This is a genomic window from Lactococcus sp. DD01 (assembly GCF_001578715.1).
GTDB classification, from domain to species: Bacteria; Bacillota; Bacilli; order Lactobacillales; family Streptococcaceae; genus Lactococcus; species Lactococcus petauri.
Genome location: NZ_KQ968939.1, coordinates 1,562,768 through 1,585,887, shown reverse-complemented (window position 1 = coordinate 1,585,887; position 23,120 = coordinate 1,562,768). Strand labels below are relative to the sequence as shown.

Annotated in this window: 24 protein-coding genes, 8 tRNA genes and 1 rRNA gene; 25 read left to right on the top strand and 8 right to left on the bottom strand. The window is 36.5% G+C overall.

Going from position 1 to position 23,120, the window contains the following annotated elements; genetic code table 11:
• The 21 genes from LACDD01_RS07795 (at window position 1) to LACDD01_RS07695 (ending at window position 14,902) form a co-directional block, all read left to right on the top strand.
• Window positions 1-204 (top strand): DUF951 domain-containing protein, encoded by a 204-nt coding sequence (locus LACDD01_RS07795; RefSeq protein ID WP_014024078.1) that lies wholly within the window; start codon window positions 1-3, stop codon window positions 202-204.
• A 115-nt stretch (window positions 205-319) separates the two neighbouring features.
• Complete coding sequence (gene ychF / locus LACDD01_RS07790) at window positions 320-1,435, top strand: redox-regulated ATPase YchF (protein WP_061414094.1); 1,116 nt, start codon at window positions 320-322, stop codon at window positions 1,433-1,435.
• A 109-nt stretch (window positions 1,436-1,544) separates the two neighbouring features.
• A complete protein-coding gene (gene pth, locus LACDD01_RS07785; RefSeq protein ID WP_061414092.1) occupies window positions 1,545-2,117 on the top strand; it encodes an aminoacyl-tRNA hydrolase in 573 nt (190 codons plus the stop codon).
• Window positions 2,114-5,599, top strand: a complete 3,486-nt coding sequence (gene mfd / locus LACDD01_RS07780) for a transcription-repair coupling factor (RefSeq protein ID WP_061414090.1) — start codon at window positions 2,114-2,116, stop codon at window positions 5,597-5,599. The genes pth and mfd overlap by 4 nt, the downstream gene beginning before the upstream one ends.
• 121 nt (window positions 5,600-5,720) lie before the next feature.
• Window positions 5,721-5,993, top strand: a complete 273-nt coding sequence (locus LACDD01_RS07775) for an RNA-binding S4 domain-containing protein (protein ID WP_017370095.1) — start codon at window positions 5,721-5,723, stop codon at window positions 5,991-5,993.
• A 27-nt stretch (window positions 5,994-6,020) separates the two neighbouring features.
• Window positions 6,021-6,392 (top strand): septum formation initiator family protein, encoded by a 372-nt coding sequence (locus LACDD01_RS07770; protein ID WP_019335920.1) that lies wholly within the window; start codon window positions 6,021-6,023, stop codon window positions 6,390-6,392.
• Window positions 6,389-6,670 carry a S1 RNA-binding domain-containing protein gene (locus tag LACDD01_RS07765; RefSeq protein WP_019292435.1) on the top strand — a complete coding sequence of 94 codons (282 nt, stop codon included), beginning with the start codon at window positions 6,389-6,391 and terminating at the stop codon, window positions 6,668-6,670. Before LACDD01_RS07770 ends, LACDD01_RS07765 begins: the two co-directional genes overlap by 4 nt.
• Window positions 6,667-8,103, top strand: a complete 1,437-nt coding sequence (locus LACDD01_RS07760) for a 4-hydroxyphenylacetate 3-hydroxylase N-terminal domain-containing protein (protein ID WP_061414088.1) — start codon at window positions 6,667-6,669, stop codon at window positions 8,101-8,103. Before LACDD01_RS07765 ends, LACDD01_RS07760 begins: the two co-directional genes overlap by 4 nt.
• Window positions 8,084-9,385, top strand: a complete 1,302-nt coding sequence (locus LACDD01_RS07755; RefSeq protein WP_061414086.1) for a serine hydrolase — start codon at window positions 8,084-8,086, stop codon at window positions 9,383-9,385. The genes LACDD01_RS07760 and LACDD01_RS07755 overlap by 20 nt, the downstream gene beginning before the upstream one ends.
• On the top strand, window positions 9,382-10,635 hold the full coding sequence (tilS, locus tag LACDD01_RS07750) for a tRNA lysidine(34) synthetase TilS (RefSeq protein WP_061414084.1): 1,254 nt from the start codon (window positions 9,382-9,384) through the stop codon (window positions 10,633-10,635). The genes LACDD01_RS07755 and tilS overlap by 4 nt, the downstream gene beginning before the upstream one ends.
• Window positions 10,628-11,167 (top strand): hypoxanthine phosphoribosyltransferase, encoded by a 540-nt coding sequence (gene hpt, locus LACDD01_RS07745; RefSeq protein WP_003133579.1) that lies wholly within the window; start codon window positions 10,628-10,630, stop codon window positions 11,165-11,167. Before tilS ends, hpt begins: the two co-directional genes overlap by 8 nt.
• A gap of 112 nt (window positions 11,168-11,279) precedes the next feature.
• On the top strand, window positions 11,280-13,325 hold the full coding sequence (gene ftsH / locus LACDD01_RS07740) for an ATP-dependent zinc metalloprotease FtsH (protein WP_003133580.1): 2,046 nt from the start codon (window positions 11,280-11,282) through the stop codon (window positions 13,323-13,325).
• A 225-nt stretch (window positions 13,326-13,550) separates the two neighbouring features.
• Window positions 13,551-13,622: transfer RNA gene (locus LACDD01_RS07735), tRNA-Glu, on the top strand.
• Window positions 13,623-13,627: 5 nt separating this feature from the next.
• Window positions 13,628-13,717 (top strand) — tRNA-Ser (locus LACDD01_RS07730).
• Between the two features lie 9 nt (window positions 13,718-13,726).
• Window positions 13,727-13,800, top strand: a tRNA-Met gene (locus LACDD01_RS07725).
• A 22-nt stretch (window positions 13,801-13,822) separates the two neighbouring features.
• A tRNA-Phe gene (locus tag LACDD01_RS07720) sits at window positions 13,823-13,895 on the top strand.
• A gap of 3 nt (window positions 13,896-13,898) precedes the next feature.
• Window positions 13,899-13,969, top strand: a tRNA-Gly gene (locus tag LACDD01_RS07715).
• A gap of 39 nt (window positions 13,970-14,008) precedes the next feature.
• Window positions 14,009-14,082: transfer RNA gene (locus LACDD01_RS07710), tRNA-Ile, on the top strand.
• Window positions 14,083-14,084: 2 nt separating this feature from the next.
• Window positions 14,085-14,200 (top strand): 5S ribosomal RNA (gene rrf / locus LACDD01_RS07705).
• A 2-nt stretch (window positions 14,201-14,202) separates the two neighbouring features.
• Window positions 14,203-14,276: transfer RNA gene (locus LACDD01_RS07700), tRNA-Asn, on the top strand.
• A 553-nt stretch (window positions 14,277-14,829) separates the two neighbouring features.
• A tRNA-Lys gene (locus tag LACDD01_RS07695) sits at window positions 14,830-14,902 on the top strand.
• Window positions 14,903-15,182: 280 nt separating this feature from the next.
• On the opposite strand, the gene LACDD01_RS07690 is transcribed toward LACDD01_RS07695, so the two are convergent.
• The 7 genes from LACDD01_RS07690 to LACDD01_RS07655 all read right to left on the bottom strand — a co-directional run bounded on the left by LACDD01_RS07690 (window position 15,183) and on the right by LACDD01_RS07655 (window position 20,643).
• Window positions 15,183-16,364 (bottom strand): tyrosine-type recombinase/integrase, encoded by a 1,182-nt coding sequence (locus LACDD01_RS07690; protein ID WP_061414082.1) that lies wholly within the window; start codon window positions 16,362-16,364, stop codon window positions 15,183-15,185.
• A gap of 131 nt (window positions 16,365-16,495) precedes the next feature.
• Window positions 16,496-16,864, bottom strand: a complete 369-nt coding sequence (locus tag LACDD01_RS07685) for a hypothetical protein (protein ID WP_061414080.1) — start codon at window positions 16,862-16,864, stop codon at window positions 16,496-16,498.
• A gap of 169 nt (window positions 16,865-17,033) precedes the next feature.
• Entirely contained in the window at window positions 17,034-18,560 is a 1,527-nt protein-coding gene (locus tag LACDD01_RS07680; protein WP_061414182.1) for an RNA-binding domain-containing protein, read from the bottom strand.
• Window positions 18,561-19,135: 575 nt separating this feature from the next.
• Complete coding sequence (locus LACDD01_RS07670; RefSeq protein WP_061414077.1) at window positions 19,136-19,375, bottom strand: hypothetical protein; 240 nt, start codon at window positions 19,373-19,375, stop codon at window positions 19,136-19,138.
• 123 nt (window positions 19,376-19,498) lie between these two features.
• Window positions 19,499-19,684 (bottom strand): hypothetical protein, encoded by a 186-nt coding sequence (locus LACDD01_RS07665; RefSeq protein WP_061414075.1) that lies wholly within the window; start codon window positions 19,682-19,684, stop codon window positions 19,499-19,501.
• Complete coding sequence (locus LACDD01_RS07660; RefSeq protein ID WP_061414073.1) at window positions 19,681-20,244, bottom strand: hypothetical protein; 564 nt, start codon at window positions 20,242-20,244, stop codon at window positions 19,681-19,683. Before LACDD01_RS07660 ends, LACDD01_RS07665 begins: the two co-directional genes overlap by 4 nt.
• Window positions 20,245-20,253: 9 nt before the next feature.
• Window positions 20,254-20,643, bottom strand: coding sequence for an XRE family transcriptional regulator (locus LACDD01_RS07655; RefSeq protein WP_061414178.1), 390 nt, complete (start codon window positions 20,641-20,643; stop codon window positions 20,254-20,256).
• A gap of 294 nt (window positions 20,644-20,937) precedes the next feature.
• Here LACDD01_RS07655 and LACDD01_RS07650 point away from each other — a divergent pair, with 294 nt between their 5' ends.
• From LACDD01_RS07650 to LACDD01_RS12530, 3 genes are read left to right on the top strand one after another with little or no spacing between them, the layout of a single operon-like run.
• Entirely contained in the window at window positions 20,938-21,144 is a 207-nt protein-coding gene (locus LACDD01_RS07650; protein ID WP_004259899.1) for a helix-turn-helix domain-containing protein, read from the top strand.
• Window positions 21,145-21,186: 42 nt separating this feature from the next.
• Window positions 21,187-21,435, top strand: coding sequence for a hypothetical protein (locus LACDD01_RS07645; protein ID WP_061414071.1), 249 nt, complete (start codon window positions 21,187-21,189; stop codon window positions 21,433-21,435).
• Between the two features lie 30 nt (window positions 21,436-21,465).
• Window positions 21,466-21,594 carry a hypothetical protein gene (locus LACDD01_RS12530; protein WP_255357177.1) on the top strand — a complete coding sequence of 43 codons (129 nt, stop codon included), beginning with the start codon at window positions 21,466-21,468 and terminating at the stop codon, window positions 21,592-21,594.
• On the opposite strand, the gene LACDD01_RS07640 is transcribed toward LACDD01_RS12530, so the two are convergent.
• A complete protein-coding gene (locus LACDD01_RS07640) occupies window positions 21,575-21,907 on the bottom strand; it encodes a DUF4145 domain-containing protein (protein WP_061414068.1) in 333 nt (110 codons plus the stop codon). The genes LACDD01_RS12530 and LACDD01_RS07640 overlap by 20 nt on opposite strands.
• Window positions 21,908-22,190: 283 nt before the next feature.
• Between LACDD01_RS07640 and LACDD01_RS07635 the strand changes: the two genes are divergently transcribed.
• Window positions 22,191-22,508: an antiterminator Q family protein gene (locus LACDD01_RS07635; RefSeq protein ID WP_061414066.1), complete on the top strand. Its 318-nt coding sequence runs from the start codon at window positions 22,191-22,193 to the stop codon at window positions 22,506-22,508.
• The last annotated feature ends 612 nt before the right edge of the window (window positions 22,509-23,120 follow it).

The following is a 23,120-nucleotide window of genomic DNA, read 5'->3' as shown; positions in this document are numbered from 1 at the left end:
ATGTTAGACTATCAATTAGGATCAATTGTTGAAATGAAGAAACCACATGCTTGTACAATCAAATCAACGGGAAAAAAAGCAAACAGTTGGGAAATAATTCGCATGGGTGCAGATATCAAAATTCGATGTACGAATTGTGATCATGTCGTTATGATGAACCGTAATGATTTCAATAAAAAAATAAAAAAAGTTGTGACAAAGTAGTCACAACTTTTTGTTTGGACTTTTAAAAACCTTGATAGAATATGCTTTTTTGTCTTTTTTCATGATTTACGGTATAATTGGATGACTATAAAATTTGACGGAGAAATGAATAAATATGGCTTTAACAGCAGGTATTGTCGGCCTTCCTAATGTCGGAAAATCTACTCTTTTTAATGCAATTACAAAAGCGGGTGCTGAAGCAGCAAACTATCCTTTTGCAACCATCGAGCCTAATGTAGGTATGGTTGAAGTTCCCGATGAACGCTTGACTAAAATTACAGAATTAATCAAACCTAAAAAGACTGTTCCTACAACTTTTGAATTTACAGATATTGCAGGTATTGTAAAAGGTGCCTCTAAAGGTGAAGGTTTGGGTAATAAGTTCCTTGCAAATATTCGCGAGGTTGATGCAATCGTACACGTGGTTCGTGCTTTTGATGATGAAAACGTGATGCGCGAAAATAACCGTGAGGATTCTTTCGTTGATCCATTGGCAGATATTGAAACAATTAATTTAGAGTTGATTTTGGCCGATTTGGAATCCGTAAACAAACGCTATGCGCGGGTTGAAAAAGTCGCACGTACGGTTAAGGATAAAGATGCGGTAGCAGAATTCAATGTTTTGTCTAAAATCAAGCCAGTTTTGGAAGATGGAAAATCTGCGCGAACAGTAGAATTTGATGAAGAAGAGCAAAAAGTTGTCAAACAGCTATTCCTACTTACTACAAAACCTGTCCTGTATGTCGCTAATGTAGGTGAAGATGAAGTAAGTGCACCAGATGACATTGAATATGTGAAACAAATTCGTGAATTTGCAGCGACTGAAAATGCAGAGGTTGTTGTTATTTCAGCACGTGCTGAAGAAGAAATTGCCGAACTTGATGATGAGGACAAAGCAGAGTTTCTTGAAGCACTCGGTTTAGAAGAAGCTGGTGTTGATAAATTGACAAAAGCAGCTTATCACTTACTTGGACTTGCCACATATTTTACAGCTGGCGAAAAAGAAGTGCGTGCTTGGACCTTTAAGCGAGGCATGAAAGCTCCTCAATTGGCAGGAGTCATTCATAGTGATTTTGAAAAAGGATTTATTCGTGCTGTAACTATGTCTTATGATGATTTGATGAAATATGGTAGTGAAAAGGCTGTTAAAGAAGCAGGACGTTTACGTGAAGAGGGTAAAGAATATGTGGGACAAGATGGCGATATCATGGAATTCCGCTTTAACGTGTAAGATAGTTCCCCAAGCGTTTAAGCCTATGAGCCAAAAAGTTTTACAATAACTAAAAAGAGCTGATTTGTATGAATCAGCCTTTTGCTATTTTTGGGAAAGAGGAGAAAAAATGACAAAAATGATTGTAGGGCTAGGAAATCCTGGCGACAAGTATGAGCAAACCAAACATAATATGGGCTTTATGGCTGTTGATTTACTTGCAAAAGACTATGGTGTAAACTTTAGCATGGAAAAAACCTTTATGGCTGAAGTTGCTTCTACTTTCGTTAATGGTGAAAAAGTTTTTCTAGTAAAACCGCAAACCTTCATGAATGAATCAGGACGCGCCATCCAACCTTTAGTGACTTACTATAATCTGGATCCAGCAGATTTAACGGTCATTGTTGACGATATGGACTCGGCTATTGGACGCGTGAGAATGCGTCAAAAAGGTTCTTCAGGTGGTCAACGTGGAATAAAGTCAACAATTACTCATCTAGGGACAGAGCAGTTCAACCGAGTAAAAATTGGGATTGGACGTCCAGAACATGGAAAAACAGTAGTTGCACATGTCTTATCTAAATTTGATAAAGAAAATGTAGAAATTGCACAGGACGGCATAAACAAGGCTGTAGAGGCAGTTAAATTCTATATTGAATCAAATGATTTTTCACAAGCAATGAATAAATTTAACGGACAATGAAATTAAACGAATTTTTTGATCAAAACCACGATTTACAATCATGGCAGAGAAGTTTTGCAAAAGCAGAGCGTACGCTTTTAACCGGTCTATCTGGAACTGCTCAGGCGATGGTTATGGCTAATGCTTATGAGAATAATCCGGATAAGTACGTGATTGTCACTGATAATCAATACCACGCAAACGAACTTTATGATGAACTGACTAATCTTGTTGAAGATGAGAAGGTTTACCAATTTTTTTCAGATGACAATGTCTATGCTGAATTTGCAATAGCAAGTAAAGACCGGACAGCCTATCGTCTTGAAGCTCTAAATTTCCTGCTTGATACACAGCAAACAGGATTTTTGGTCGTTCCTTTTATGGCTTTACGTTCGCTCTTGCCTCACCCTGATAATTTTCAAGAAAACTACCTTCTCCTGACTCAAGGTGATGAATTTGAGATGACAAGTCTACTCGAAATATTAGCCAGCGCCGGTTATGAGAAGACACAGCGTGTGATGGTACCTGGAGAGTTTTCACAACGTGGCGATATCGTGGATATTTATCCACTCGATGCAGCTCAACCTTTAAGACTGGAATTTTTTAGCGACGAAGTAGATACGATTCGTGCATTTGATAGTGAGACACAACGCTCGCACGAAAATATGGATCAAGTAGAAATATATCCGGCGAGCGATTTTATTTTAATGCCTTGGGAATTTGAGCAAGGTGTAAAAAAATTAAGTGCTCAGCTACAAAATGTAACCGATCCTACAGCTCAATCTTATTTTGAAGAAGTGATTGCAGCAGCGGAAAATCATTACTATCATAAAGAGTTACGCAAGTTTGCAGAATATTTTTATGAAAAGCCAGCCTCTCTTTTGAATTATTTTCCGAAAAATATTCAAATCTTTATTGATGATTTTCAAAAAATTAACGAAGCCAATAATAAAACAGAACAAGAACTTGCAGAATTTATTGTTTCGGAAAAAAGTATGGGACGCTCTTTTGAAGGACAAACCTATCTTTTAGATGTTATTTCTAAGTTACGTTCTCACAAACCGGCAAGTTTTTTCTCGAATTTTCAAAAAGGCTTAGGTAATATAAAGTTTGATGCTTTATATAATTTTAATCAACATTCGATGCAGCAGTTCTTTGGGCAAATGGAACTCTTTTACACCGAAGTTGACAGGTTTGTAAACCAGGGTTTTACAGTTGTTTTGGCTGTGTCTTCTGAGAAACTACGTTCGGAGCTCCAGAAACTAGATTTAGAGCTTCAAATGGTATCCACTGATGAAATTCAAAAAGGAAAAATAAACCTTTTGAATTTAAATCTTAACAATGGTTTTAATTTTATTGATGAGAAACTTGTTGTTATTACTGAGTCAGAAATTTTTGGTAAAGCAAGAAAGAAAAAAACACGGCGTTTAAATATCACTAATGCAGAACGTCTAAAAGATTACAATGAACTCGAAGTTGGTGATTACGTTGTACATAAAAATCACGGGATAGGGAAATACTTAGGTATTCAAACCATTGAAGTATCAGGAATGCATCGTGATTACTTGACGATTCAATATCAAAATGGTGATACGATATCGGTTCCAGTCGACCATCTGAATCTATTAAGTAAATACTCTGCGGCTGAGGGAAAAACTCCCAAGATAAATAAGCTTAATGATGGCCGTTGGCGTAAAACGATGTCATCTGTAAGTAAACAAGTCGAAGATATTTCTGAGGACCTGATCAAGCTGTATTCGGCAAGACAAGCTTTAAAAGGTCATGCTTTTTCTGTGGATGATGTTAACCAGGAAGAATTTGACAATGGATTTGCTTACCCAGAAACTGCAGACCAGTTGCGCTCAATTAGTGAAATCAAAAAGGATATGGAACTTGAGCGACCGATGGATCGACTATTAGTGGGAGATGTTGGCTTTGGGAAAACAGAGGTTGCAATGCGTGCAGCCTTTAAAGCAATTAATGACAGTAAACAGGTCGCCGTTTTAGTACCAACCACTGTTTTAGCGGAACAACACTATAATAACTTTATGGAACGCTTTGTAAACTTTGGTGTAAACATTGCTGTTTTGAGTCGTTTCCAAACCAAGGCTCAACAAACGGAGATTTTGGATAAGTTAAAGAAAGGACGCGTGGACTTAATCATTGGTACCCATCGTCTTTTATCCAAGGATGTCGAATTTCTTGACTTGGGCTTAATGATTATTGATGAGGAACAGCGCTTCGGTGTCAAACACAAGGAACGTTTGAAAGAATTAAAAACACAGGTTGATGTTTTGACACTTACCGCAACACCTATACCGAGAACCTTGCATATGTCAATGTTAGGTATTCGTGATTTATCAGTCATTGAAACGCCACCAACAAACCGTTATCCTGTCCAAACATATGTAATGGAAACAAATTATGGAGTTGTACGTGATGCTGTACTTCGGGAGATTTCGCGTGGTGGGCAGGTTTACTACGTTCATAACCGAGTAGACAGTATTGAGCAAAAAGTTTCCCAACTGGAAGAGTTGATACCTGAGGCAAGAATTGGCTATATTCATGGACAGATGACAGAAATTCAATTAGAAAATACCTTGATGGATTTTATAAATAATGAATATGATGTCTTAGTGGCAACGACGATTATTGAAACAGGGGTTGATATTCCAAATGCCAATACGCTCTTTATTGAAAATGCCGATATGATGGGATTATCGCAACTGTATCAATTAAGGGGGCGCGTGGGCCGAAGCAGTCGAGTTGCTTATGCTTACTTTATGTATAAACCAGAAAAAATCTTATCTGAAGTTTCAGAAAAGCGTTTAGAAGCAATCAAGGGCTTTACAGAACTTGGCTCAGGTTTCAAAATTGCAATGCGTGATCTTTCAATTCGAGGCGCAGGAAATTTGCTGGGAGCAGAACAATCTGGCTTTATTGATTCGGTTGGTTTTGAACTTTACTCGCAATTGCTTGAAGAAGCAGTCCATAAGCGTATGGGTGGCGATAAGATTAAGATGAAGACCAATGCGGAAATTATGCTTGGCTTAGATGCTTTTATTCCAAGTTATTATATCGGTGATGAAAGACAAAAAATTGAGATTTATAAGCGTATTCGCCAAGTGGATACTCGAAAAAACTATGAAGAACTACAAGATGAGATGATGGACCGTTTTGGAGAGTATCCGGATGAGGTTGCCTACTTGTTAGAAATTGGGTTATTGAAAACATTTGCGGATAATGCTCTCGTTGAAAAAATCGAAAAAAATAAATTTGAAGTTGTGCTAATAATGGCTAAATCAGCCAATACGATGTATGATCCACAAGAGTATTTTGAAGCTTTGTCTGAAACAAACTTAAAAGCAAGTGTGGGTGAGAAGCTAGGAAAAATGACTTTTCGTTTTAAAATTGAAAATCGAAAAGATGTTGTTCTTCTACGTGAAATCATGAATTTTACTGAAAAACTTTCAGAATTAAGAGATAAGCACGAAAAAGAATAATGTTTCATATGAAACATTATTCTTTTATTTTAGAGAACTCTTTATTTAAAAGCCTTTAACGACTCTAAAAATAATTTCAAGTGATTTTTCAAAAGGCTTGAAGTGTGTTATAATAACCACTATGAGATTAGATAAATTTTTAAAGGTTTCTCGTCTGATAAAACGTCGCCCTGTAGCTAAAGAAGTTGCTGATAAGGGACGAATTAAGATCAATGGGAAAATAGCGAAATCTTCAAGTGATGTTAAATTTGATGATGTCATTGAAATTCGCTTTGGAAACAAGATTGTAGAAGTAAGTGTTCTAGAACTTAAAGAATTCACGCGTAAAGAAGACGCAGAAAAAATGTATAAAATTTTGAGTGAAACACGGATTACTGCAGATACTGAACTATAATTCAGCTATAAATTTTTCGGAGGAAAAATGGACAAACAAATTATTCATTTGAAAAATGATTATACGAATGCTAAACAAACAGAAAGAAACTCCCATCCTCTACCTCGACGGAAACATCTAGGTATTATTTTGATTGGAGCAATGTTGCTTTTTAGCTTAGCAACTATCAGTGTGGTACAGTCTTATCAAAATTTACAAAAACAAATTGCAATGGAGGCTCAAGCTGCACAGAAAAATGCAGCATTGGACCACGATTTAGCCCTTAAAAGTTCAGATATCAGTAAACTCAAAGATCCAACCTTTTTAGCAAAATATGCGCGTGCTAAATTAGATGATTCCCAAGCAAATGAGAAAGTTTTTAGCATTCCAGAACTTGTCAATGGTGGGATAGAGCCGTGATTGGAAAAATAAAATCAATCAGTAAATTTGGACTTTTTGTCCTTTTTTCTGATTCAAAAACAGGTCTTTTACGGTGGTCGAATATACCTAAAAGACAGATAAAATTTAAAGCAGGCGATCTAATTGAAGTGGAAGTTTTGAAGGAACGTGAAGATGGAAAAATAGAACTATCTTTTATCGAAAAAGATTTTAAAGAAACTTTTGGGAGTTTTTTGGAAGAAACTGAAGATCGTCTGAGAGATTTAAGCACAAAAAACGGGAACCTTAAAAGATTATGACGACAAAAGACGGAAACTTGAATGACGGACGTGCTGTATATTATCAAGGAAAACGAATTGAAGATTTTACAGCAGAACCAGTTTTTGCACGGACTTTAAAATACATTCAACGTTATTACGAGTTGCAAAACGAAAAAGCAGGGCATATGTATGATGAAAAGGATATTCAGCGTCCTACGATGTTTCTTCCACCTAAAAGTATTGAGGATTTGGCCAAAAAACGTAAGATTTATGAGGATGTGGCGCGTGAAAGCTTTGGTATGCTAGGACGTACACCTGATTTTATTGATACGGGCATTGCTGTTCTTGATTATTATGCTGATATTCTAGGAGCAGATCAACGCACGAATTATGCACTAAATGCTAAAAAATGGGGAGAAGGTGTTAAGGAGAAAGACTTATTCGTTTCCCATGCAATTCAGAATCCTCAAGTGGATCGTTCGAAAAATTTGAATACCTTGCTTGAAGAAGGGCAAGAATTTGCAGCAGTTTGGATCAAAGAAGAGCGTCCAGATGGTGTTCTTGTTCGTGGTGCCAAACAGGTTAATACTTTGGCGCCTTTAGCTGATGAATTAATGGTCTTTAACTTGCCGGGGCTCTCAGCTGAAGATAAAAAGTTTGCTCTGGCTTTTTCTGTTCCCTTAGCTACTGAAGGTGTGAAGATTGTCTGTCGTAAATCCACAATGCGAGAGGAATTTTCTCTCAAAGATTATCCCCTTTCGGGATCTTTTGACGAGATGGATGCGTTTATCATTTTTGATGATGTCTTTATCCCAAATGAACGTCTTTTTGTTTGTGGTGATGTTGCCTTGTCGAATGCATTCTTTGAAGGTTCAGGATTTTTTGTACATACGGCACATCAAGATGAAGTTCGCGGCTATGTGAAGTTAGAATTTGTAACAGGCTTAGCTGTACGCTTAGCAGAAAAATTAGGCTTAACTGAGTTTTTGCGTGTGCAAGAGATTTTAGGAACTTTAACAGTAAATTTGGAAATGATTAAATCCAGTATTTTGGCGAGTGAATATACTGCACAGATAGAAAATGAAGTCTTAAAACCAAATATGCAAGTTTTACTTGCCGTTCGTGCGAGTTTAACAAAGTATTATGACGAGGCCCTTCGGGCCATCGCTGAATTTGCTAGTGGCTCAATTGTTGCCGTGCCAGATTTTCGAGAATTTGAAAATTCCGAAATAGCTGACCTTTTGAAAGCAAGTATGACTAGTCCATTGCTTCAGGCAGAGGATCGTGCACTTCTGCTTAATTTAGCTTGGGATATTACTGGCGAATCTTTTGGCCAACGGCAAAGAACTTATGAATTTCTGCACGGTGGTAATCCAATGTGGATTAAGAATATGCACTGGAAAACCGCAGACTTAAGTAAAGCATACGATATGATTGATAAGGTTTTAGAAAATGCAAAAACTGAAGAATGAAATGAATATAGCTGTTTGGTTGGTAATGATTATAATGCTCATGCCAGCCTTTTTTATCTTGCCGCAGAAGAATCAAAATGTAAGCATTGATTCCAAAGTAAAAAGCTTAACACAAAGTAAGGAAAATTACTATACAAGCATACCTTCTCGTGCCGTGACGCTTACCCAAGTAATAGCCTACAAAGATGTAGCCATGACACAAAAAATCGGGGAATTTCCGAGGCAGAAACAGCTTGAAATTATAAATTTAAAAGAAAATATGTTTGAATTGGCCAATCATACTTTTGTCAAAGCAGATCCGAAAATGATAGGTTCAGATGTTTTACTGAACAAAGAAGAGCAAAAGATAAGTGTTTATACAGCAAAGACAGCTGAAGTTTATTATAGTCCGTTTACGACTTATGACAAGGAAGTTTACACAAAACTTTCAGGTGGTCAAAAACTGCTTACCAATCAAGTCGCCACAACTCATTGGGGCACTTATTATGAGGTTATCTTTAATGGGGGACAAACAGGATGGATTAGCAAGGAAAACTTGAAGTTTGAAGACCCTAAGATGGTTCAGGCTCAAGAGATGTTGAAGCAAAAGTATGACGATTCAAAGTATTCTATTTATGTTAAACAACTGGACAACTCATTTACAATAGGTGTCAACCAAAAGCAAAAGATGTATGCAGCGAGTTTATCGAAGCTTCCGATATTGTATTGGACACAAAAGCGCTTAAATGAAGGTCAAGCAACCTTAAGCGACAAATTGCTATATAATACTGCAATTAATACATTTAAAGGTTCATTTGAAGCTGGAGGAACAGGAACACTACCAGTTATAGCTGATAATAAAGGCTATTCCTTATCAGAAGTTATCGATCGGACAGCAAAAAACTCGGATAATGTGGGAAGCAATCTTTTAGCCTACTATGAAACGGGACAATTTTCTCCAGCTTTTCGAAATGAGATTACAAAAATCGCAGGGGAAGCTTGGGATCCGGTTGAGCGAGAAGCCTCAGCTGAAATGACCGGAAGAGTGCTCGAAGCTCTGTATAATGAAGGAGGTTACTCCTTCAATGCTCTATTTGATACACAATTTGACGATGTAAAAATACAGGCAGGTTTACCTAAAAATGTTCGTGTTGCTCATAAAATTGGTGCTGCTGATGCTTACAATCATGATGCAGCTATTGTCTTTACAAATCAACCTTATATCTTGGTGGTAGAAACAAAAGGTGGTAGTGACAAGATCATTTCTCAAATTTCCAAGGATGTCTATGAGGTACTCAAATGAATAGATTTCTAAAACTGGTTCAACAAAAGGAATTCTTTAAAGAGCACAGACGCGTTTTAGTTGCCTTATCTGGTGGGAAAGATTCAATGACTCTTTTCAATTGGCTTTATACTTACCGCAAAGAACTTGAGGTTGAACTGTTTACAGCACATGTAAACTATGGTTTACGCGATGTTGCAGATTGGGAAGAAGAACAACTGAAGCAAAAAATGACGGAGCTCCAGATTGAATTGGAAGTTGCTCATTATGATTCTGATGAGAAATTCAGCGAAGAAGCAGGAAGAAACATGCGTTATGAGTTTTTTCGTCAAGTTATGGCAGATAAAAACTGTACTGCTTTGGTCACAGCGCATCACAAAGGCGACCAAGTTGAAACAGTCCTCATGCGCGAAATTACAGGACGACGTTTACGCCATTTGACCGGAATTCCTGAACGTCAGGCCTTTGGTTCCGGTGAATTAATTCGTCCTTTACTCACTTTTAGTAAAGCAGATTTTGATGCGGAGGAATATTTTGAGGATGTAACAAATGCAGGAACGGATTATTTGCGCAATCGTGTACGTAATCAATATATACCAGCACTTACACAGGAAAATCCACAGTTTTCTGAGGCAATTGTAAGTATGTCGCAAGAAATTACCTTGGCTTTTTCAGTAATCAAAGATAAGATAGCAGAGTTAGAAATTATCAAGGACGAAATCAATCTCAAACTTTTTTTCAGACAATCGAGGGCTTTACAACATTTTATCCTTCAAGAATATCTAGAAAAATTCCCTGACCTGCAGGTTTCCAAAGCAAAATTTTCAGAACTTTTATGGATTATTGAGCGTCCGCAGCAATACCGTTCGGAATTATCTAGCGCCTATTTTTTTGTGAAAAATGATCAGTATTTCATGATTGTTCCGAATCAACCTTTCCCTAAAAAAGAAATCGAAATAAGGGAGGATGATCCCAAAGATGCTAGTTTCATGCGTGTTGATCTTCCAATGGAAGGTGAAATTGAAATAAGGAAGCGTCAGCCAGGGGATTATATTTTGATAAATGGGCATCATAAAAAATTGCGGAAATTTTTTATTGAACAACATGTTCCATTGGAAAAGCGCGAAAATCTTTTAATTTTAGTTGAGAAAGATATCTATGCTATCACTGATTTAACTGTTTCAGATTTGAGTAAAGCCCTTAAAAATGATAAAATGAAAAGGACGCTGTGGGTCAAACCCACTATAAGAGAGGATATTGATAATGCTTGAAAAAGACATAAAAAAAGTACTCATTTCAGAAGAAGAAATCCAGAGTAAAACGATTGAACTTGGAAAAATTCTTGCTGATGAATATAAAGACAAAAATCCATTGCTTCTAGGCATTTTACGTGGCTCAGTTCCCTTCCTTGCGGAATTAGTTAAACGCATGGATATCCAATTGGAAATGGATTTCATGACCGTTTCAAGCTATCATGGCGGAACAGAGTCTTCAGGTGAAGTAAAGTTGCTTCTTGACGTGGCTACTCCTGTAACTGGACGAGAAATTATTATTGTTGAAGATATCATCGATACTGGCCGTACTTTGAAATATCTGAAAGAGCTTCTCGAACACCGTGGGGCGACCGTTAAAATCGTAACACTGTTGGATAAACCAGAAGGACGTGTTGTGGAAATTGATGCAGATTATACTGGCTTTACAATTCCAAATGAATTCGTTGTCGGTTTCGGACTTGATTTTGATAACCACTACCGTAACCTCCCTTATGTCGGTGTATTAAAAGAAGAAGTTTATAACAAATAAAAAAACTCATACCAAAGTATGAAAAATGCTCATGATAGGGCTTACTAATAGCAAAAGATACGTAAGTATGCTATAACTAAGAGATAAAAAAATAAAAGGCAAAGAAGAAAATATGAACAATCCAAATCCTAACAACAATAAAAACGGAGGCTTTATTAAAAGTACTCTAGGTTGGGTCTTGCTTGTAATCGTCATCGTTTTCGGTATTAATGCTTTCTTTAGTGGCAATCAATCTAACGTTGATAAAATCAGCTACTCTACATTGATGAGTGACATTAAAGACGGTAATATTAAATCACTGAAAATGCAGCCTAGTGATAGTCTGTTTACAGTTTCTGGCGAATACAAGGATCCCAAACCTGTAGAAGGTAATAACAACCTTCCATTTTTACCAGGCAACAATTCTAAAGTAACGAATTTCCAATCGCTTATTATCCCTACAGATAGTGTGATTAAAGGTGTCCAAACAGCAGCAGAAGAAAAAGGAATCCAAGTGAGTGTTGTTCCAGCTTCAACAAGCGGTATGTGGATCCAAATTCTTTCATACATCTTACCAATGCTTCTCATGGTCGGCTTCTTCTGGCTAATGATGGGCGGAATGGGCTCACGTGGTGGCGGCGGTGCCGGCAATCCAATGAGCTTTGGTAAATCTAGAGCGAAGCAACAAGACGCTAAAACTTCAAAAGTTCGCTTTGCAGACGTTGCAGGATCAGAAGAAGAAAAACAAGAACTTGTCGAAGTTGTTGATTTCCTCAAAAATCCTAAAAAATACCATGATCTTGGTGCACGTATCCCTGCGGGTGTTCTTTTAGAGGGCCCTCCAGGTACAGGTAAAACTTTGCTTGCAAAAGCTGTTGCCGGTGAAGCTGGCGTTCCTTTCTATTCTATTTCTGGTTCTGATTTTGTCGAAATGTTTGTCGGTGTTGGTGCCAGCCGTGTACGTGACCTTTTTGAAAACGCGAAGAAGACAGCACCATCAATCATCTTTATTGATGAAATTGATGCTGTCGGTCGTCAACGTGGCGCTGGTCTTGGCGGTGGTAATGATGAACGTGAACAAACACTTAACCAACTCTTGGTTGAGATGGATGGTTTCCAAGACAATGATAACTCTGTTATTGTTATCGCAGCGACAAACCGCTCAGACGTTCTCGATCCAGCTTTGCTACGTCCAGGTCGTTTTGACCGTAAAGTACTTGTTGGCGCCCCTGATGTTAAAGGTCGTGAAGCTGTACTTCGTGTGCATGCGAAAAACAAACCCCTTGATTCAAGTGTTGACCTTAAAGTTGTTGCACAACAAACCCCAGGTTTTGTTGGAGCCGATCTTGAAAATGTCCTTAATGAAGCTGCTCTCGTGGCCGCACGTCGTGATAAAAAAGTTATCGATGCTTCAGATATTGATGAAGCACAAGACCGTGTTATTGCAGGACCAGCTAAGAAGGACAAGAAAATCTCTGAACGTGAACGTGAAATGGTGGCTTACCATGAAGCAGGGCACACAATCGTTGGTTTGGTCCTTTCAAATGCTAATACTGTCCATAAAGTTACGATCGTTCCACGTGGCCGCGCCGGTGGTTATATGATTGCTCTTCCTAAGGAAGATCAATTCCTTCTTTCAAAAGAAGATATGCAAGAAAACCTTGCAGGTCTTATGGGTGGCCGTGCCGCTGAGCAAATTATCTTTAATGCTATCACGACAGGCGCTTCAAATGACTTTGAACAAGCTACGCGTATCGCTCGTGGTATGGTGACACAATACGGTATGTCAGAAAGACTGGGTACAATCAGTTACGAAGGCAGTCAAGCTGTATTTATTGGACGTGATTACGGACAAACAAAAACTTACTCAGAAGCTACAGCACAAGCTATTGATGAAGAAATCCGTGCAATTACGAAAGAAGCTTACGATAAAGCTGTTGAGATTATCGAAGCTCACCGTGAACAACATAAAGCTATTGCGCTTGCCCTTCTTAAATACGAAACATTGGATGCTAAACAAATCATGTCTCTTTATAAGACAGGTAAAATGCCGGATGATGTTATCGAACACGAAAATGAGCCTGTAGAAGCAAAATCATTCGAGGAAGTCCTTGAAGATGCAAATAAAGCTCAAGAAGAAGCAGCTAATGAAAATAAAGAAGATAAAACAGTCGAATAAGACTGTTTTTTTCTAAACTCGGATATTTATAATCTAAATATTCGAGTTTTTCTTTGACAAAAAATAAAAATATGGTATACTAATATAGTTGTCACTCAACAAGTTCTATCTAAACACGAATTAAAAAGAAATTATTTTGGAAAAACTACAGTTTATTCTTGACATATTTCTAAATTAGTGTATAATAGAAAAGTACTGTTCGAGAGGACAGCGCAATAATAAGATGGTCCGTTGGTCAAGGGGTTAAGACACCGCCTTTTCACGGCGGTAACACGGGTTCGAATCCCGTACGGACTATTTTTGGAGGATTACCCAAGTCCGGCTGAAGGGAACGGTCTTGAAAACCGTCAGGCGGGTAAAACCGTGCGTGGGTTCGAATCCCACATCCTCCTTTTTATTATCGCGGGATGGAGCAGCTAGGTAGCTCGTCGGGCTCATAACCCGAAGGTCGTAGGTTCAAATCCTGCTCCCGCAATTAATTGTTGAATTACATTTTTGGCTCGGTAGCTCAGTTGGTAGAGCAATGGATTGAAGCTCCATGTGTCGGCGGTTCGATTCCGTCTCGCGCCATTTGCGGGTGTAGTTTAGTGGTAAAACCTCAGCCTTCCAAGCTGATGTTGTGAGTTCGATTCTCATCACCCGCTTTGTTTTTTATAAAAGTATGAAAAACATTTCAAATATGAGGGAGCATAGCTCAGTTGGTTAGAGCACTGTGTTGATAACGCAGGGGTCCGAGGTTCAAATCCTCGTGTTCCCATATTTGGTATTCATTGCATAGGAGATACACCTGTTCCCATGTCGAACACAGAAGTTAAGTCCTATAACGCCGGAAGTAGTTGGGGGTTGCCCCCTGTGAGATAAGGTAGATGCCAAGTATTGCGGATTAGCTCAGTTGGTAGTAGCGCATGACTGTTAATCATGATGTCGTCAGTTCGAGTCTGACATCCGCAGTCCCAAGACAATCTAAGGGTTGTCTTTTTTTATTTTATATACTACTGATGAAACCGCTAACTCTTTTACTTGAAAAAGACCTCGGAACATGTTAGTATATGTATATAGAAAAGCACTGGAATGTGCGAGTTTACTCAAATTTTTGACCGACTATATTTGTATTGCATAGGGGTTCAAGAGACATTCGATAGCGTTAAGACTCTGAATAAAGTAAGAGCAGCTGATCTGAAGCGAGAATACCCACCTGGCTTCTTGGCGGGTTCAATACTGGAGTAAGCATACGGCATTCAATCAGTGTTTTTTTTTGTGTATTTATAAATTTTTTTTACAAATAAAGTCATTCTCTTAGTATCTTTAGTTATTAACTCAAAAGGCTATAAAACGCCATTGTGAGCTTTCTTAACTTGTTTCACATATCTTTTTACTAAGGTTCTGCAAAAGACGCTAAAAGAGCTCATATGGAGCCTTGAAGGATGAGAGAAATAAATACAAAAATTCTTGCAATTTTTACTGAAAGTGCTATACTAATAAAGTAAGTTATTACATGTGAATAGCCTCCTTAGCTCAGTTGGTAGAGCAGTAGACTCTTAATCTATGGGTCGCAGGTTCGAGCCCTGCAGGGGGCACTATAAAGTAAACAGTCTCATCTTTAAGATGAGACTGTTTTTTATATCGAATTAAGATGATATAAGATGTTGAAGCTATTTTAATAATAGTAATACTATCTTGCTTATCTGAGTAACAGCCTTAGCTGTAGGTGCAATAGGATAAGTCTCTTGACAAAGATAGACCTCTGGCTTTACAATATAAGAATGAAGAGTAAAACTCTTTATATCCTTTATTTTAATAGGGTTATACTATTTTTATTTTAAGTTAACTACGCTTTTAACTACGTTTACTCAAAAATCATAATACTTTTAAGATATTGCCAAATTTTTCTGCAGTATCTTTTTCTTTTGATTTAGCAAGGTGGCTGTAAGTATTCATTGTTATACCATAATCAGAATGACCGAGCCTGTGCTGTATTTCTTTAGGGTTCACGTCATTATTCATTAAAAGACTAGCATGAGTGTGTCTGAAACCATGAAATCCAATATTAGGAACATCAGCTTTCTTAAAATGCTTGATTAAAGTTTCTCTTTCGGTTGAATAGTATTTCATTATTTGGCGATATGAAAATACTAAACAATCGCGTAAAGGAATTGCACCGTTATTCTGTTTAATCTGCCACTCTTTCAACAATTGGAGTGTATCGACATCTAAAAACACAGTGCGGTTACTTTCTTTTGTTTTAGCGCTATTTTGTGCTGTATTAGTTTTTTGTATCAGTGTTTTAGATACAACGAGGCACTGCTCTTTAAAATTGATATCAGACCAAGAGAGGACTAGGGCTTCTCCGATACGTAAACCAGTAGCAAGCAATAACTTATATAAAGTAGCAATTCTTTGGTTTTCTGCAGTTGTTTCTAAATTATCCAGGTACTTTAAAAATTTTTTTAGTTCGTCATTATTAAAGTATTTAATCTTTTGAGTTGCTCTTGCTTTTAATTTTGGCGGTAAAACTTGTTTAGCTGGGTTGCTGTCAATTGCTCCGAGTTGCATTGCGTAGTCTAAAATACGCTTGATATAGTTAAGAAGTAACTTATAATCTTTAGAATTGCCTTTCTCGCGCCGTCCATTGGTTATAGTGGCTGTATTCGCGTTTCTCGCCCATTTATTTACTATTCCTTGTAATAAGACAATGTTTATCTTATCAAGCTTATATGATCCAAGAGCGGGCAATATATAGACTTTTAACTGATTGTTTGCCACTCGGATAGAGTTTTCTTTAACAGTCAACTTGTAGCTTTCAAACCAACTTAAAGCAAGTTCCTCAAAATCTTTAAAGACTACTCTTTCTCTTGCTACCGTACAGCCATTTTTGTTAAACTTATTTATAGCTTGGTTGGCTTTTATTTCGCATTGTTTGCGAGTCTTAGCCGTGGCAGTTGTACGCACTTGTTTACCTGTCAGACTATCAACGCCAAGATAAACACTAGCACGGTACACGATTGTACCGTCTTTTTTTGTGATCTCTTTTATATTCATGTTTGTATCTCCTGTTCTATTGTCAGGCAAGGCAAAGTTAAAAGAATTTAAACATGTTCAATATATAGATGTTATGAGGCGTTGGGGGTTATGGTAGTAGGTTAAGAGAGTATGTGAGGTATAAAAATAATTTAAATGAAGAATAGTACTATGTCGAAAATTGCAATGAATAAACTCAGAAAAATAAATGGTACAGTACTAAAGAACCAAGTTATTTTACCTTTTGTATTATTGGGATTTATTGATTTATTATTTTTTTGAAATGGTCGAGGAACAGTAAAGTCTGTAGTATTGTTTTTATATACTCTACTTAAAACGACATATTCTACAACCCTACTTAAAGAAAAAGTTGCGAACATGAGGGATATCAACGCAAGGAGTGGATACATCATCCAGCGGAACGTGAGTAAGTAAACCATTACAGATAGGGCAAGTAGCAAAGATAAAGCCCAAAGAGTCCAATATAACTTTTTAGCTCTTCTAAGTGAAACATCATCCATTTATATTATCCTTTTAGCTTTTAACGTGGTTCAGTATTGCACGTAAGGAGCAGACGCATGATATGATCTATTTGCTTAAATTATGACTAGATAAAGAATGATTGACTTTTCTAGTCAATCTTATAAAAAGTAATTAAAAGGCTGTTGATATATGACTGTATGCTTAGCTTTATAATTTTTCTCTTCTTTTAATTTCTTCTAATAGAGCATACATGCTTTCTAAATGATTATATTTTCTAAATTCATTCTTATTATTTTGAGAAATATAATATAAAAATTGTCTTCCGTCTTTTGATTTCCCTATTATTCCTTTATTTTCTAATATTTTTAAGTACTTTAATATTGTATTTTTGGGAGTAGATAAGTCTTGTTCTAAATCTTTCCTAGATGCTATTTTATTCTGAATAAGGTACTCTACTATACGTTTCTCCAATGGATGGCTTATATTAAGGCTTTCTATTATGGAGGTGTCCCATAAAGTTAATTCTACAGAATCAATATCCACATCTAAATTAGGATACTTTAAGGAATAGTCCTGTACAGCTTCCATTATTTTTGGTATACCTGTACCGGCTTTTTCACATAGGTTAATAAAACGAAACATTTCTTGAATAAGATAATTTCTTGGATCTGAGTGTGCACCAGAAAAGAAATCTTGGGGATCAATTCTCAGAGTTCCTCCATTAGAAAATATAAACCTATTAGCATAACGGATAATAAGTACTCCCTTGTCGCTCTTGTAATCTCCATGTATCAGAGAATTAACAAACGCTTCACGCAGAGCAACTCTTAATTTTGAAACGCCTTTTCTAGTAATTGAATCAGATGATAATTCTGAAGTATTTTGCAAAGTCAGGTACATCTTATCTATAACATAAAAAAAGAAATTAAAAAGATTATCTTCCCCCCAAATTCCATCATAGATAACTCTATCTTTAAAAGAATTATTTGCAGAGGATTCTTTGTAGATATATTCAATAGAGTAATGAGGTATGTACTCTTTTATAGAAGTATGTTTACCAAAGACTAATAAACCTGCCACAGTTGGACTTAAAGTACCTGTTTCCCTATTCACCCTTAAGGCATTTATTTTTACAAGAAACTCTTCATTGCTTAATTTTAAAAAGGGGTGGTCTTCAGATACAGTCTTAAACTTGTCTATATATTTGTTTACTGTTTCTGTATCTAAGTCATCAATTGTAAAATCAGTGATTACTGTACTATCAAAACTTTCATTTCCTGAGTCACGCAACATCGCATTAATTGTTTCTTGAGAGCACCTAAAATCCCCAGTGCCTTGGCGGTAAAAACTTTGTGATATATTTCCATTCAAAAATATAGGTTTGTCTTTATAGTGTACTTTTCTTACGGGAATGATTATAATATCTTTCCCCTCAAAGCTTTTTATTGTGACATCTTTTTCATTTATGACATTTTTATTGACTTTATTAGTATTATTTAAAACACTAAACAAGTCATCAATTACTTTGTTAGTATCTTGTACTCCGCTAACATAAAATCGCTTTTTATCATCTTCAGATACTCCTAAAATTAGTAAACCATTATTTGTATTCGAAAATGCGCAAATTGTTTTTAAAGCATCTTTAGGGAAAGCAGATTTAGCAGCCTTAAATTCTACTTTTTGTGACTCACCCATATTTAAAAGTTCTAAAAATTGTTTTTCAGTGATATCCATAGTATATAATTTAAAAATAAAATAATGCGAATATATATTCGTACACGTATTCGCACATGGAAATGTCTCATCCCTTGTTTGTGTGGTTAATACGCTTAAGTATTCGTACATATATTCGTACATATATTTATAAATATATGTATTATATTTTTTTCTCTTCCTTTCACGCGCCCAGGCGCTTTTTATTTTGTTAAGAAATGTTAACGTTCAAAACTACATAGGGGCATAGTACCCCCACACCCTCTCATCTCGCACTTCACACCGTCATTGTACATGTTTTCTCGTGCGACTAAAATAATATCCCTATTTACTCCTCTTCGAACCAATTAGCGGGATGAAAACCTTTAAAAATCTCTACCAAGATACCTTGTATAAATATATCAACAAATAAAAATTTAAAGGATTTAAGGAAATCCCGCTTTTTTATAACTTTTAAAAGTAATGATACTAAGATACAAGTAAATACAATAGCTCCTAATAAGCATGTTAAAATTATAAAAAATATCTTTAATATATTCATTTTTTCTCTTTCATATTATGTATTACTTAGTCATAAGTGTAGTTTATGTGTGAGCTTATAAGGGTTTATTGCTCGCCCTCAATGGAGTGTAATTAGCGTCTTCTGGTGTTTTTTTATCACCATCAGGAAATTTTGTATCACATACATAACAATACCCATCAGTAACGACAAGTGTTAAATCGTTACGCTGAAGTCGTTGTATTCGACCAAGCATGAAGGCATCTATTGTTTTGCAGTTAGGACACATTCTTACGTTTCCTTGTTCTTGATCTCTATTTTTTTCTAAGTTAGACATATTAATCTCCTAGTATGCTGTACGCAATACTTCTTTCATTTTTTCAAGGGTAATTAAGATAGGATTTTCTGCTCTTCGGTTATACCGTTCTATAAGTACCGTGGCGCGTGCATAATGGGACCTTTATAGATGTTTTATGAAACGACATTGAATGGTTTCTCGTAGCATATCTTTTAAATATTCTTTTTCGACCTTATTCATCCACCCGTTACCATAAACAGGGTTAAATTTCTTGATTTCTTCTAACAAATACCTATCAGATAGTCGACACTCGTTAATATCAATGATTTTATTCCTATATTTTTTCATGGCAACTCTCCTACCAACTCAAACCGACACAGCTCAAAAAGTAGACTTCTAGCCTCATCAAAAGCATTGTAGTGATAGCCGTAATAGTCTAAAAAATTGTAGATATTGACATTATCTCGTGTGATAATGTCAAATTTACTAATATAATCGACAGCACACTCCTTGAAACTCTTATCGCTAACATCGTAGCACATCGACCGAATGAGCCTGTCTGTCGTTTGGTACGGACATCCTGTTACTTCACAGAATTGCGCTATATCGTCAAAAGTACCGCCTCGTTGGACAAACCAGTCCCACAAAAGGAGTATTGCCTCTTTGTTAGCTCTCTTTTCCACAGGGCTTAATGTGTCGCACTCTCCTTGACGTCTTTCATCTTTGTAATAGGCGTGCATATACTCGTGCGCGTGGTCGAAGGGTGTGGCAGTACTAGGACAGTAGCTTCCAATCCCTAACCAAACATTTATTACAGCTCTTTGATTATCATGAGTAGCAGGGCGATAGTCAATCCCCAGACTTTTAACTTTAGCTATTACAAGGGCAATTAGTTCTTCTTGATTCATCTATCGCCCTCATTTTTCACTATCTTTCAAGTCTTTAGCTTTTTGTTGAAGTTCTTCCCAACGATCAGAAAAGACAGCTTTAATAACGGCTTTATCTTTGTCAGTCAGAGGACGACCGCCAGCGCTTAGGAACGTTTCCCAAATGGCGTCGTCATCATCAGAGTTTGCGACCTTTGCTAAGTCTATTGGTTCGTTTACTGGCTTAGCTTCCTCACGGCCCAGCAGATAGTCTACAGATACGTTGAAGTAGTCGGCAACTTTTGTAACAGCACTAGTAGAGGGATTAGTCTTACCCCAACGCCTTATAGTTCCATTAGCAAGTTGTAGTTTCTCTTCTAATTGTCTTATTGATATATTTTTTTTAGCTGCAAGCTCTTTTATTTTTTCGTACAAATTCATTAGTAGCGCCCTTTCAGAGAGTACAAGAAAATTATTTGTATGAAATGTGTACTTAAAATTTGACAAGTAAGTACAGATATTATACAATAACCTTGTAAGATAAATCGTAAGCAAAAAGCACTTATAAACAAATTCGATAAGCTCCCCAGCCGTTGATATTAGTTTATTAAGCAGTTTTTCTATACGATTTTTACTATACATCCATTGTAGTAAATGTGTACTCATTTGTCAAATGAAAACACATAAATATACTTACAAAATACCTTACACACAAAAAGAAAGGAACACTAAACAATGATTGACACAACGCAAAACATGGACGCCTACCGCTTGAAAATTAAGCAGTATCTGTCAGATAAGGGCTGGACACAACAAGCCTTAGTGCGATTAACTGGATACCCTAAGCAAGATGTATCCGCAATTCTCTTAGGGAAACAGAAAGGCACACCATACGCGAATATTTTTATTACTGCGGTATGCGAAGCCTACAAAATAAACTGACCTTTACTGACTAAAGCGCGTGCCCAGCGATCGAGTAAGAATATGAACAAATTAAATCAAGCTATTTCACAGAGTAAAAACTTAAAGCCGTACTACTACAAGATAATTGTTGACTTGCTTGTACAGCTTACGACAGAGGGAAAATATCGCAGTCTGAGAGCTTTCAAGAAGTCAGGCGATAAATTAACTGCGGAACAAAAAGAAACGCTTAGAGCTTATACAGATAGCATTATCTGCATGTTACAAGCTGGACTAGCGTTTCATGAAATTAAAGAATTTTTAATGAATTGAAAAAGCCCAATTGGGCTAGGAGGTGGAAAAATGAGCACGGAATTATTAGCTATTGGGATAGAGGAACTTCTTAACCGCACCGTTGTAATTCTTAAAAACCAACAAATAATTATGGAACAATTGGATATAAAAAAGAAGACTAACTCGTCTTCTGGCTAAGTTCTTCAATATCTAAAATCATGTTGATATAAAGAGAGAAGTTATAGATTGACTTTTTCAAATCTTCGATATCAATATTAGTGAATTCTCTATAATAATGTGTTTCATCATTACCGATTCTTCTCGTAATATGAAGTAATTCCTTGATCATTGGCATTTCTTTATAAAACATGTCTATAACGTTATTTAATGAATTTGTTTTGATGTCTTCGTCTTTATCTGGATTCTTGTATGAAGCAAAATCTTTAACAAGAAATTCAAATGCTTTACGATATGAGTCTAAAACTATACGCTCTTTACGAAAATGACACATTTATAGATTGCGGTACAGTCAAAGAATTATCTGAACGACATAATATAAGTCAGAATTCAATCAGAAGCTCTATCAGTCACAGAAAAAAGCGTGAAGCAAATGGATCGAAGCCAACGTGGGGCTATTCTTTTTACTTGATAGAAGATGATGAATGATAGAGAAAGAGAGGCACTATTTCAAGAGTCAGAGAATATCTAAATTAGTGGAATCTCCCAACGGATTGAAAAGGGTACGAAAACCTTACAAAACTTAACTTTTATTTTTACCAGAAAGGAATGAAAACATGAGCAAAACAAAAATAACGGACGATGAATTTATTAGATTTGAACACCTTATTTGGCGAGTATGGCATGTCTATGAATTCGGTCAAGATAAGAATATGTATAATGAAATGACAAACGAAGAAATAGAAAACGTCAATCAGATATTCACACAGCTTAAACAATCCCACCCACGAGAGTATGATATCATCATTAGGCACTACCTTAAGCGCGTGTATTATACAACCATAGCAAGAGAGCAGGGCGTATCAGAGGGCTATATCAGAAAGCTGTGTAAGAATGGTGCTTATTACTTCTTAGAGCTGTACGATAAAAAGTAGGTACGAAATTACAGGTTTTTTCATGCTTTCGGAGGTTTTGAATGAATAGAAAATGGGTATAAAACCTTTTGCACACTGCGATTTCAAGACATTTGTTAAGTTTATAGACTGAAATATCATACCCAGTCAGAACACGGCTCTAAAAGGTACGATAATACTAATTTTTACTACATCAGAACCCTAAGTTTTCCCTAAGGTAAGAGGTACGAATTGTTGGCAAATGTGAGCATAAAAAACTATTCTAGTAGCAAAGTCAGAAAAGTAGTGCTTGTACTTGCTATCATTGGCTTAACAGCAGTATTTATAACGAAAAACAACCCCAAGGTTACACCAATGAAAGGTACAAGGTTAGTACAAGGTTTTGGTGGTAAATAACAGCGAGGTTTTCGCTAAAATTTTTGGAGAAACAACGGTAAGGTTACGGTAAGGATAGATAGCTCATATCAAGAAAAAATACGGCAAGGAAAAAGGCTATACACGTTGAAAAATGTTGACATGAAAAAAGCCCCTCAAGAGGGGAGCTTAACTAAGAATAGATAATTATTGTAGCATAATTTATAGTTTGACAAATAGCCGTTTTTGTTAGTTTAGACTCTGAATTTCGCACCCTTT